The 11,667-nt window shown below is 67.3% G+C and carries 10 protein-coding genes, 2 tRNA genes and 3 pseudogenes; 6 read left to right on the top strand and 9 right to left on the bottom strand.

The features are described from left to right. Positions 1–520, bottom strand: a pseudogene (locus x551_RS13195) (hypothetical protein); the annotation flags it as partial. 160 nt (positions 521–680) lie between these two features. Here x551_RS13195 and x551_RS13190 point away from each other — a divergent pair. From x551_RS13190 to x551_RS13170, 5 genes are all read left to right on the top strand, one after another. Beyond that, a complete protein-coding gene (locus x551_RS13190) occupies positions 681–1,454 on the top strand; it encodes an enoyl-CoA hydratase-related protein (RefSeq protein WP_036234196.1) in 774 nt (257 codons plus the stop codon). A 12-nt stretch (positions 1,455–1,466) separates the two neighbouring features. Then, entirely contained in the window at positions 1,467–2,177 is a 711-nt protein-coding gene (locus x551_RS13185; protein ID WP_036234193.1) for a histidine phosphatase family protein, read from the top strand. Positions 2,178–2,272: 95 nt separating this feature from the next. Beyond that, positions 2,273–2,977, top strand: coding sequence for a Crp/Fnr family transcriptional regulator (locus x551_RS13180; protein ID WP_011829546.1), 705 nt, complete (start codon positions 2,273–2,275; stop codon positions 2,975–2,977). Between the two features lie 17 nt (positions 2,978–2,994). Next, positions 2,995–4,086 carry a phosphotransferase gene (locus tag x551_RS13175; protein ID WP_011829547.1) on the top strand — a complete coding sequence of 364 codons (1,092 nt, stop codon included), beginning with the start codon at positions 2,995–2,997 and terminating at the stop codon, positions 4,084–4,086. Positions 4,087–4,154: 68 nt separating this feature from the next. After that, positions 4,155–5,402, top strand: coding sequence for an acyl-CoA dehydrogenase family protein (locus tag x551_RS13170; protein ID WP_011829548.1), 1,248 nt, complete (start codon positions 4,155–4,157; stop codon positions 5,400–5,402). 24 nt (positions 5,403–5,426) lie between these two features. Here x551_RS13170 and x551_RS13165 read toward each other — a convergent pair whose 3' ends face one another. Next, the gene (locus tag x551_RS13165) at positions 5,427–6,185 is read right to left on the bottom strand and encodes a hypothetical protein (RefSeq protein ID WP_051495829.1); all 759 of its coding nucleotides are present in this window, start codon (positions 6,183–6,185) and stop codon (positions 5,427–5,429) included. A gap of 73 nt (positions 6,186–6,258) precedes the next feature. Between x551_RS13165 and x551_RS13160 the strand changes: the two are divergent. After that, a pseudogene (locus x551_RS13160) lies at positions 6,259–6,949 on the top strand (glutathione binding-like protein). A 71-nt stretch (positions 6,950–7,020) separates the two neighbouring features. Here the strand turns inward: x551_RS13160 and x551_RS13155 are convergent. The 7 genes and pseudogenes from x551_RS13155 to x551_RS13125 form a co-directional block, all read right to left on the bottom strand. Continuing rightward, positions 7,021–7,096 (bottom strand) — tRNA-His (locus x551_RS13155). A 29-nt stretch (positions 7,097–7,125) separates the two neighbouring features. Next, entirely contained in the window at positions 7,126–9,048 is a 1,923-nt protein-coding gene (locus x551_RS13150; protein ID WP_036248878.1) for a SurA N-terminal domain-containing protein, read from the bottom strand. 158 nt (positions 9,049–9,206) lie between these two features. After that, positions 9,207–9,280 (bottom strand) — tRNA-Val (locus tag x551_RS13145). A 14-nt stretch (positions 9,281–9,294) separates the two neighbouring features. Then, a complete protein-coding gene (locus x551_RS13140) occupies positions 9,295–9,567 on the bottom strand; it encodes an HU family DNA-binding protein (protein WP_011829551.1) in 273 nt (90 codons plus the stop codon). A gap of 258 nt (positions 9,568–9,825) precedes the next feature. Then, positions 9,826–10,721, bottom strand: a pseudogene (locus tag x551_RS13135) (DMT family transporter). Beyond that, positions 10,721–11,287 carry a CDP-diacylglycerol--glycerol-3-phosphate 3-phosphatidyltransferase gene (pgsA, locus tag x551_RS13130; protein WP_011829553.1) on the bottom strand — a complete coding sequence of 189 codons (567 nt, stop codon included), beginning with the start codon at positions 11,285–11,287 and terminating at the stop codon, positions 10,721–10,723. Before pgsA ends, x551_RS13135 begins: the two are co-directional and overlap by 1 nt. A 51-nt stretch (positions 11,288–11,338) precedes the next feature. Further along, positions 11,339–11,667 (bottom strand): hypothetical protein (locus tag x551_RS13125; RefSeq protein ID WP_036248875.1); only part of this gene is annotated, 329 nt, incomplete at its 5' end.

The following is an 11,667-nucleotide window of genomic DNA, read 5'->3' as shown; positions in this document are numbered from 1 at the left end:
TGCGCGGTGTGGCGGCACGCGGCATCGGCGCGGTATCCGGGGGCGCGGCTTCGGGGCGGCTCGCTGCGGAGGCCGCCGGAGCAGGTGGTGCCGACGGTGCAACGGCCGCAACTGGGGCGGCCACTTCGGCGGGGGCGATCAGCGGCGGGTCCGCGAACAGCGTGAAGCGGCGTGTGACCTTGGAGGCACATCCGACCGTGATCTGCACCGTCACGACCGGCTCGTCGACGCGCGTGGTGGTGGCAAGCCGCAGCACGCGCTCGGTTGCGCTGGGTTCGGCGGGTTCGAGCCGCAGCGAGGTGGTGCCGGGCTGCTGCAGGTTGTCGGAGAAATGGACTTCGCCATTGAGGCATTCGGGACGCAGATCCTCGCCCGCGTCGACCCGCAGCGGAATCTTCAGTTCCAGCGGTTGCCCGAGCGTCGTGGAGTCCGGCAATTTTCCGAAACCGACAGCCACGACACCCTGTGCCAACGCGCACAGGCTCACACCGATCAGTAGTTTTCGCGTGCTGAGATGCATAGCTCTTCTTTTGCCGACCGCGATGGACTCTAGCATGGAGCCGACCGGCCCAATCCGCAGAGGAGCGCCCGAATACACCGACTCCGGTGGCCCGCTGCCACGGTCTCGGCGACGGTGCGTGACACAATTCTCGCCTGCCCCGAGACCGCAGCAGCCGACGATGACCGCAGAACTGCGCACCGAGCGACGCGACAACACCCTGGTGCTGACCTTCAGCGATCCGGCCAGCCGCAATGCCCTGGTGCCGCAGGCCCTGACCGCGGCCGTCGAGGCGCTGAACGTCGCCGAAGCCGACGACACGGTTCGCGCGGCGGTGCTGGTCGGTGAAGGCGCGCACTTCAGCGCGGGCAGCGACCTCCAGCGCTTGGCGAACGACGCGGAGATCCTGCCCGGCGATGCCGCGGCGCACCAGTTGCATGCGTTGCGATCCTTCGTCGAGGCCCTGCGTGCGCACCCCAAGCCCGTCATTGCCGCCGTCGAAGGGGCAGCGACGGCGGCCGGCTTCTCGCTGGCGCTGGCCTGCGACCTGATCGTCGCCGCGGAGGACGCGCGCTTCACCATGTCGCAGGGCCAGGCCGGACTGTCGCCCGACGGCGGCGGAAGTTGGCTGCTGGCGCACGCGCTGCCGCGCGCGCTGGCACTGCAGCTGCTGTGGCTCGGCGAGCCCGTGTCCGCGCGCGAGCTGCAAGCCTGGGGACTTGTCAATCGCGTGACAGACAGCGGCCAGGCCTTGGCCGAAGCTACTCGGCTGGCCCGTCAGCTCGCGTCCTGCGCGCCGAACGTGCTGGCCGCCACCAAGGAACTCGTGAACCAGGCCCGCGGACTGGCTCTGAACGAGCACCTCAATGCCGAAGGTCTTCACTTTGCCGATACCCTGTCCCACATCAAAGGGGCCGAGACGCTGCCCAAGAAGCGCGGGCCGCGCTCGCGCTGACCGGCCCTCCCGATGAAGCTGCCCCGGGCGCGGCGCCGCCTCTACCTGATGCGGCATGGATCGGTCGACTACTTCCTCCCCGACGGCACGCCAGTGGCGCCCGACTCGGTGCCGCTCAACGCCGAGGGGGAACGCCAGGCCGACGCCGCGGGGCAGCTGTTCGCTCAGTGCGGCGTGCGCTTCGACCGGGTATTGGTGAGCGGGCTGCCGCGCACGGTGCAGACGGCGCAGCGCGTGCTGTCGGCATCGGGCCAGGCGCTGACGCTTGACCACGAGGCGGCGCTGCAGGAAATCCGCGGAGGTCGACTCGCCGACATCCCGGCCGACCAGGTCGAGCAGGCCTTTCTGGGCGCGTTCCAGGGGCGCGGCGGGAGCGAGACCGAGCAGCAGCGCTTCCTCGGCGGTGAGTCGATCGGCGAACTGCTCGACCGCGTGCTGCCGGCCTTCGACGCCTGGTGCGCGCGCGACGACTGGCAATGTCTGCTGCTGGTGCTGCACGGCGGGGTCAACCGTGCCCTCCTCTCGACGGCGCTGGCCGGGCAGCGCGCCTTCTTCGGCCGCCTCGAGCAGCAGCCGGCCTGCATCAACGTGCTCGACATCGGACTCGGCGACGAGGCCGTCGTGCGCGCGGTGAACCTCGCACCGACGCAGTGGCTGCACGAGCAGGAGCGGTACACCACCATGGAAAAGGTGCTGGCGCAGTATCTGCGCCTGGCCCCCTGAGGCTGACACCGGAGCCGCGCGTTCCGCGGCCATGGATTGCCATGTGGACAATCGAACGTACAGCTTCCACGATGCTGTCACGTCAGGGACAAGCCATGCACAACCCCGTTCTTACACTCGACGAACAACAGCACATCGACGCCGGCCCGTGGTTCAGCAAATTGTCTCCTGCGCTCCGACAGGCCATCCTGGCGCGAGCAACGGTACGCCGGGTCGCCGATGGTGCAATGCTGACCTCGCGGGGCGCAGCCGCCGACGAGTGGTGGGGTGTCGCGGCCGGCGCCGTGCGCATCAGTTCAGTCTCGCTTTCGGGCAAGCTGGTCACGCTGACCTACGCGGAGCCGGGCATCTGGCTCGGCGATACCTCGCTGTTCGACGGACTGCCTCGTACGCACGATGCGAACGCGCACGGCGACACCACGCTGCTGGTCGTGCGCCGGCCCGATTTCAAGGAGCTGCTCGCGCAGCACGTCGAGCTCTACGAGGCCCTGCTGCGGCTCAATTGCCGCCGGCTGCGACTCGCCTACGACCTGGTCGAGGATCTCAACACGCGCCCCCTTTCGGCGCGACTCGCCAAGCAGATCCTGCTGCTGGCTCGCAGCTACGGCATCGCGCAAGGCGACGAGATCCGCATCGGGCTGCAACTTGCGCAGGAAGACCTCGCACAGCTGCTGGGCGCGTCGCGTCAGCGCGTGAATCAGGAACTCAAGGGCTTCGAGCGCGAGGGCGCAGTGCGCATCGAGCCCACGCGCCTGGTGGTGCTGTCGCGCGAGCTGCTGCTCGCGATCGCCGAACGATGAACTGAATCCGAGTCCCCATGGAAGCCCAGTCCGGAACGAAACCCGTCACCTCGCAGCACGCATTCGACGTTGGCGCACTGCAGTCCTATCTCGAATCCGCGCTCGACGGCTTCCGCGGTCCGCTCAGCGTCGAGCAATTCAAGGGCGGCCAGTCGAACCCGACCTTCAAGCTGCTCACCCCTCAGCGCAGCTACGTGATGCGCAGCAAGCCGGGGCCGGTCGCGAAGCTGCTGCCGTCGGCACATGCGATCGAACGCGAGTTCACGGTGATGCGAGCACTCGCCGGAAGCGAAGTACCAGTGGCCCGGATGCACCTGCTGTGCGAGGACGAATCGGTGATCGGCCGGGCCTTCTACGTGATGGAGTACGTGGAGGGCCGCGTGCTGTGGAGCCAGGCACTGCCCGACATGACCACCGTGCAGCGTGGTGAGATCTACGACGAAATGAATCGCGTGATCGCGGCGCTGCACCGTGTGGACTACGCCGCTTGCGGTCTGGCCGGCTACGGCAAGCCCGGCAACTACTTCGAGCGTCAGATCGGACGCTGGAGCCGCCAGTACCAGGCCTCTCTGGGTCCCGGCGGACCGGAGCCGATCGACGCAATGGAGCGCCTGATCGACTGGCTGCCGGATCACATCCCGGCCAGCGCACGCGATGAATCCCAGACCCGCATCGTTCACGGCGACTACCGGCTCGACAACCTGATCTTCCACCCGAGCGAGCCGCGCATCGTCGCGGTGCTCGACTGGGAACTGTCGACGCTGGGACACCCTCTGGCCGACTTCAGCTACCACTGCATGAGCTGGCACATCTCGCCCGGCACCTTCCGCGGCATCGGCGGGCTCGACGTCGCGGCGCTCGGCATCCCGACCGAAGCCGAGTACATGCAGCGCTATTGCGAACGCACCGGCCGCGGCGGCACCGACGCGCTGGTGACAGACTGGAACTTCTACCTGGCATACAACCTGTTCCGCATGGCCGGCATCCTGCAGGGCATCGCCAAGCGTGTGCTGGACGGCACCGCCGCGAGCGAGCAGGCCCGACAGGCCGCTGCCGGCGCTCGACCGCTAGCCGAACTGGGCTGGGCGATCGCACAACGGCAGCGCTGACGCCACGATCGCCGACACGGGCCGCCCGCGCTGCCTGCGCAACGGCACCGACCCTCAGGGAGACACGCATGGACTTCGACTACTCGCCGCGCACGCAGGACCTGCAGGCCCGCCTCACGGCCTTCATGGACCGGCACATCTACCCGGCCGAGGCCGCCTACTGGGCCGAGATCGAAGCCAACACGCGCGCCGGCAAGCGCTGGACGCCGCTGCAGGTGATCGAGCAGCTCAAGCCCAAGGCGCGCGACGAGGGCCTCTGGAACCTGTTCCTGCCCGACAGCGCCGACGGGGCGAACCGCACGTCGGGCAACTACGGCGCCGGCCTGTCCAACCAGGAATATGCGCCGCTGGCCGAGATCATGGGCCGCGTGCCCTGGGCCAGCGAGGTGTTCAACTGCTCGGCACCCGACACCGGCAACATGGAGACGCTCGTGCGCTACGGCAGCGCCGAGCACAAGAAGCGCTGGCTCGAACCGCTGCTGCGCGGCGAGATCCGCAGCGCCTTCGTGATGACCGAGCCGGACGTCGCCTCGTCGGATGCCACCAACATCGAGTCGCGCATCGAGCGCCAGGGCGACGACTACGTGATCAATGGTCGCAAGTGGTGGATCTCGGGCGCGGGCGACCCGCGTTGCGCGATCTACATCTTCATGGGCAAGACCGATCCGGAGGCGCCGCGACACAGCCAGCAGTCGATGATCCTGATCCCCAGCGACGCGCCGGGCATCAAGGTGCTGCGGCCGCTTTCGGTATTGGGTTACGACGATGCCCCGCACGGCCACTGCGAGATCACCTTCACCAACGTGCGCGTTCCGGCCAGCAACCTGATGCTCGGCGAAGGCCGCGGTTTCGAGATCGCCCAGGGCCGCCTGGGGCCGGGACGCATCCACCATTGCATGCGGCTGATCGGGCTGGCTGAGCGCTCTCTCGAGCTGATGTGCCGGCGCACCAGTGCGCGCGTGGCCTTCGGCCGCCCGGTGGCCGACCAGGGCGTGACGCGGGAGCGCATCGCCGAGGCGCGCTGCCGGATCGACATGGCGCGCCTGCTGACGCTCAAGGCGGCGTGGATGATGGATGTGGCGGGCAACAAGGCCGCCAAGGCCGAGATCGCGATGATCAAGGTCGTGGCACCCAACCTCGCCTGCCAGGTGATCGACTGGGCCATGCAGGCACATGGCGCCGCGGGCATGTGCGAGGACTTTCCGCTCGCCTACTTCTACACCCTGGCGCGCACGCTGCGCTTTGCCGACGGCCCCGACGAAGTGCACCGCAACGCGATCGCCAAGCTCGAGCTCGGCAAGTACGCCGCCGCCTGAAGCCAGCCCCAGGGCGCGGCTGTCTCAGCGGCGGTTGTCGCCGAGCCCGGCCTCCGCCGGGTAGTGCGAAGGCAGGTGGCTCTGCCAGGCCGTGGTGCTGGTGCTCGGCCACTGCGTCTGCGAAGACGCGCCTTCGGCCGCTGCCAGCGCGCCGCGGGCGGCCGCCTCGAACAGCGCCATCACGCCATCGAGCAGCGCAGCGTCTGGCTGCACCGACTCGATGCGCAGGTAGAGCCTGCCCCGCAGCGTCATCAGCACGAGCGGGCCCTCTTCACCCAGCCAGCCTTGCCGGGCGGCCTCGAGTTGGCCGACCAGATCCTTGTCAAGCCACACCGCCAGCGGTGCCGCGGCATTCGATGCCGTCGTGTAGCGATTGCGCAGCATCTTCAGCGCAGCCAACTGCGTCTTCGGGAACATCGCCAGCCAGCGCATTTCCTCCGGCATGCCGGAGTCGATCTGTGTCTGCATGTCCTGTGTGAACAGCGCGTAGGCGGCCTGTTCCAGCTCCTCGGCCAGCACGCGCGAGATCACCATCATCTGCAGGCTCTGCGGCAGACCCAGGTCCATGCGCAGGCGCAGTTCGCGATCGAGCAGATAGGCTCGCTGTGGCGTACCCCATTCCATGCGCCACGGCGTCCCGTGCATCTCGCCCTCGAGCACCACGCCTTCACCGTTGCGCACGCGCTTGAAGACCAAGCCACGCTGCTTGGCCCAGGTCTGGAGGAGACGACCGTCCGGGCCGCCGCGCTTGCCGTCTATCCAGCGCTTGAAGGAGTCGAGCATGGGTCCGTGCGATCGAATAGAGTGCCCACAAGCCGTCCGTCGGAGCGGCTGCCACCCACCGAGGGCTCTGACGATGATCGAAGTGTATTCCTGGGCCACGCCCAACGGGCACAAGGTCCACATCATGCTCGAGGAGTGCGGGCTGCCATACCGTGCATTTCCTGTCGATATTGGCGCCGGCGATCAGTTCGAGCCCGCCTTCCTGTCGATCAGCCCGAACAACAAGATCCCCGCGATCGTCGATCCTGATGGCCCGGACGGAAAGCCCATCTCGCTGTTCGAATCCGGCGCAATCCTGCTCTATCTGGCCGGCAAGACCGGCCAGCTGCTGCCAGCCGACGTGCGGGGCAAGTACGAGGTGCTGCAGTGGCTGATGTTCCAGATGGGCGGTGTCGGGCCGATGCTCGGCCAGACCCACCATTTCCGGGTCTACGCACCCGAGAAGATCGACTATGCGATTGACCGCTATACCAACGAGGCCAAGCGCCTCTACGGCGTGATGAATCGCCAGTTGGCCAAGTCGAAGTACATCGCGGGGTCGGACTACAGCATCGCCGACATCGCGATCTTCCCCTGGCTGCGCTCCTGGAAAAATCAGGGCATCGACTGGAACGACTACCCGCACCTCAAGCTGGTTCGACGAGATCGCCGCACGCCCCGCGGTGCAGCGCGGCGTCGAGGTCTTGGCTCAACAGCGCAAGCCGCTGGTCGACGAGCAGTCGCGCAAGATGCTGTTCGGGACCGAACAGTACAAACCGCGCTGAGCCGCACGGACTCTTCTTCGCCGCCAGAAAAACGAAAGGCCCGCGAGACGGCGCCTTCGTTTGTGATCAGGTGGGGTGGCTGATGGGACTCGAACCCACGACAACAGGAATCACAATCCTGGACTCTACCAACTGAGCTACAGCCACCGCAGAGCCGTGCATTATAGCGGAGAGCTTCAGCGCGAAGCGCCGGACTGCTCGGCGTCGGCGCTCTTCGCAACGCCGGTGATCTTCACCTTGTATCGTTCCTTCAGCGCCGCGTAGTAGGCCTCGTCTTCGGCCGCGCCCCAGATCTGTCCGTATTGCTGCTGCAGCCGCTTGTCGTCACCAGCCGCCGCGTCGCGCGGCAGCAGCTTGTCGACGCGCACCACCGCGTAACCCTCTTCGCCGAAATCGACACCCGTCCACGACGGCAACGGCGCCGGCGAGGCCTTCATCACCGCATCGATCAGAGCGGGCGGCAGTTCCTGCTGCCGGCCGCGCGAGACCGTCATCGCGGGCTCCAGACCCTCGGGTTCGGCGCCGCCCTTCCAGGCGGCGAGCCGCGCCAGGGCTTCCTTGCGCGCCAATGCCGCCGATTGCTCGACCACCACCCGCTCCCGCACCCGGTCCTTCACCTCGGCAAGCGGCAGCTTGCGCGACGGCGTGTAGTCGACGATGCGGCCGGCCACCAACTGACTGCCACCCAGATCGACCGCCTCGGTGTTGCGCTTGTTGCGCAGGGTCTCGGCGGCAAACAGGGCCTCCAGGAACTTCGGGCTGGCGAGCGCGCCGGTCGCCCCCTGCGCCGGCGTGCGCGCCACGCCGGACGCCGTGCGCACCGTGAGCTTGAGCTTCTCGGCCGCCGGTTTCAGGCTGTCGGCTTGTTCGTAGACGGTGTTGCTGAAAATCTCTGCCGCTTCGGCGTAGCGGCGCTGCGCCAGCTGCTGCTTCACCTCGTTCTCGATCTCCGCCTTGACCGACTCGAAAGCCTTCTTCTCGCCGCCCCGCACCGCGGTGAGCAAGATCACGTGGTAGCCGAAATCGCTTTCCACCACCTCGCTCAGTTGCCCCGGCTTCAGCGCGAACGCGGCGTCCTCGAAGGGCTTGACCATCGCACCGCGCGCAAAGAAGTCCAGGTCGCCGCCCTGCACCGCAGAGCCGGGGTCTTCCGAATTCTTTTTGGCCAGTTCGGCGAACTTCGCAGGGTCCTTCCGCGCCTCGGCGAGCAAGGCGGCGGCCTTGGCCTTGGCCTTCTCGCGCTGCTCGGCCGACGCGCCCTTCTCGGCCTTGATCAGGATGTGGCTGGCGCGGCGCTCTTCCGGCGCGACGTAGCGACTCTCGTTCTCCTCGTAGTACTTGCGGAGATCGTCGTCGCTGACCGTGAGGCCGGACTTGATGGCATCGAGGTCGAGCACGAGGTACTCGATCGACGCCTGCTCCGGCGTCTCGAATTCGGCAGCGTGCCGGCCATCCTTGTAATAGGCTTCGATGTCGGCGTCGGTCACGTTGACCTTCGTCACGAACTTCTGAGCCTCGAAGCGCGCGATGCGCACTTCGCGTTGCTGCAGCAGCGCATCCAGCGCCGTCGACGTGGGACGGCTCGGCGCCAGCACCGTGCCACTCACGCCCTGCAGGACCTGACGCATCGCCAGATCCTGACGCAGTTGCTGCTCGAACTGCCTGGCACTCATGCCCTGCGCCGCAAGCACGTCGGCGTTCAGGCTGCCGTCGGGCTTGCGCAGGAAGGCGAGTTGCGGATCGCTGGCGAACACCCGCTGCAGGCGTTCGTCGCTGGCGGTCAGGTGCAGCTTGTCAGCCGCGACGAGCATCACACGCTCACGCACGAGGGCGTCCAGCGTGCGCTGCTTCGCCTCGGGCGTATCGAACAGCTTGAGGTCGACACCGGGGGACTGCGCCCGCAGGCGCTCGACCTGATTGCGGTGCGCCGCATCCCACTCGGCCTGCGTGATCGAGGTGCCTGCAACCTTGGCGACGACCGTATTGCCTTCGCTCATGCCGGTGTAACCCTGCACCCCGAAGAACACGAAGGCCGGAAAGACCAGCAGGACCAGGATGAACTGCAACAGCCGGGTGTGCGAACGAACGAATTCAAACATCGATGGCCTCGGAAGATCGATCTGTGTCGGCCCACATGCGACAAAGGCGAACCTGGGTTCGCCTTTGCTGGACTGGCTCTCTTGCGCGCTCTGGGGAGAGCGCTGCTGCCGGATTCTATCGAAGCGGTCGTGGCCGTCTCAGGATGTCGACTCCGGGGTGGTGGGTGCTGAGGGTTCGAACCCCGACCTACGCCTTGTAAGGGCGCCGCTCTACCAGCTGAGCTAAGCACCCGAGCCTGACTTGGTTCAGTTGAGTGCGTCCTTCAGGGCCTTGCCCGGACGGAACTTCGGCACCTTGGCCGCCTTGATCTTGATCGTATCGCCGGTGCGCGGGTTGCGCCCACTGCGCGCTGCACGCTTGGTCACGGCAAAGGTGCCGAAACCGACGAGCGATACGCTGCCGCCCTTCTTGAGCGTCGTGCGCACACCGCCGATCAGTGCCTCGAGCGCACGCGTGGCAGCGGCCTTCGAGATGTCGGCCTGCTTGGCGATGTGTTCGATCAGTTCAGTCTTGTTCACGAAAGGTACCCCCTTTGAAAGGTGTCTCTGTCTACGGTGGAAGGTGCGGGACCCAGCCCGGTGGGACGCGCTGCGGAAGGCCGCTGGGACTGCGGATCATTACAGCGGTGAGCCTGCGGGGTGTCAAGCGCGGAAGGCGATTCTATGCGTATTCCCCCATGTAGATCGCCCACCGGGCGGGGCTCGGCGCCTCGGCTCACGTCGACGCTGCAGGCCCGACGGGACACCTTGTGGACGCGACGGCACAGGTCGCCCCACTCATGCGTCGCTTCGCGTCGCACGAACCACCACGCGACGCCCGCCGCCGTCAGGGCCAGCCCGACCAGCACGCTCAGCGACAGCGATTCGCCGAACAGCAGCCACGCCATCAGCGCGGTGCAAGGTGGCACCAGGTAGAGCAGACTGGTCACCGCCGTCGCGGCGCCGCGCTGGATCAGCAGGTAGAGCAGCGAACTGCCGCCCAGCGTCAGCACCACGACGGACCACGCCATCGCACCGAGCAGTTGAGGGTGCCATTGCACCGGCGCCGGCTCCAGCAGCGCGAGCGGCAGTGTGACGGCCAGCGCCGCCAGCAGCTGCACGGCACTGGCAGTCCGCACGTCGCAACGCGCCACATGCTGCTTCTGGTACAGCGTACCGGCGGTGATGCAGAGCAAGGCGAACAGCGCCAGGCCGAGGTTCGCTACCGTGACCTCGCCGCTGCCAAGCCGGTGACCTACCACCAGCAGCAGCCCGGTGAAGCCGAGCGCCAGGCCGATCCACTGCCGGGCCGACACCCGTTCGGACAGCGATCCGGTGCGGCTGATCCACACGGCGGTGAGCACCGGTTGCAGGCCGACGATCAGTGCCACGGTGCCGGCACCGATGCCCAACCGCACCGCGGCCCACACCCCACCCAGGTAGCCCGCGTGCATCAGCACGCCGGTCACGGCCAGGTGTCTCCACTGCGCCCGCCCTTGAGGCCACGCCGCGCCGGACACCCTTACCCAGAGCACGAAGCACAGCGCCGAGAGCGCGAAGCGCCAGGCCAGGAACTTCAGCGGCGGGGCATGCGGCATGCCGTAGCGCGCAACGATGAAGCCGGTACTCCAGATCAGCACGAACAGCGCCGGCATCGCGCCGATCAACAGCGCGCGCTGCTGGGCGGGCTGCATCACCGCACCTTGGCCCGGATCTCGGGCAAGGCCTTCTGCAGGTAATAGACCATCGACCAGATGGTCAGCGCCGCCGCGACGATGATCAGGACGGTGCCCCACAGGTGGGTGTCGATCACGCTGAACAGATGGCCGTCGAAGAGCAGGAAGGGGATCGCGATCATCTGCACGGTGGTCTTGAGCTTGCCCAGCATGTGCACCGCGACGCTGCGCGACGCGCCGATCTGCGCCATCCACTCACGCAGGGCCGAGATCGCGATCTCGCGCCCGATGATCACCAGCGCGACCAGCGCGTTGACGCGGTCGAGCTGTACCAGGATCAGCAACGCGGCACAGACCAGGAACTTGTCGGCCACCGGGTCGAGGAAGGCGCCGAACGATGAAGTCTGATTCAGCTTGCGGGCCAGGTAGCCGTCAGCCCAGTCGGTGAGCGCCACCACGACGAACAGCACCGTCGCGATCAGGTTCTGCATCGATGGCGCCACCTGGAGGTAGAACACGCCGACGATCAGCGGAATCGCGACGATGCGCGCCCAGGTCAGGAGAGTCGGCAGCGTGAAGAACATGCAGGCATTGTGCCCAAGAAGGGCCGATGCCCGTGGCCATGCCGGCAGCGTTCAGGAATCGAGGGTACGAGGCTTGAACTTGCGGTCGTCACGGAACAGGAAGGTCTCGGTGAACTTCCAGGGCCGGGGCAGCTTCGACACGTCGCCGAACGGCGCCGCGCGTCGTACCGCATCGATGGACAGCTGGATGGTGTCCTTGGCCTGGCGCGGCTCGCGCAGCACCTCGATACGGCGCACGCTGCCATCGGCGTTGAGCTCGACCTCCAGCACCGGGATGGCCAACAGCGGCTCGGGCACCTCGCCGCTGTAGGTCATGCCCGGGTTGGCGGCGACCAGCCGGCGCGCCGCCTGCAGGCGCAGGCCGGCGAGCGTGCGTGGCG

Source organism: Methylibium sp. T29 (genome assembly GCF_000576205.1).
Taxonomy (GTDB): domain Bacteria; phylum Pseudomonadota; class Gammaproteobacteria; order Burkholderiales; family Burkholderiaceae_C; genus Methylibium; species Methylibium petroleiphilum.
Note: the sequence above shows the minus strand (reverse complement) of the source record. Positions and strands in the feature narration are given on the sequence as shown.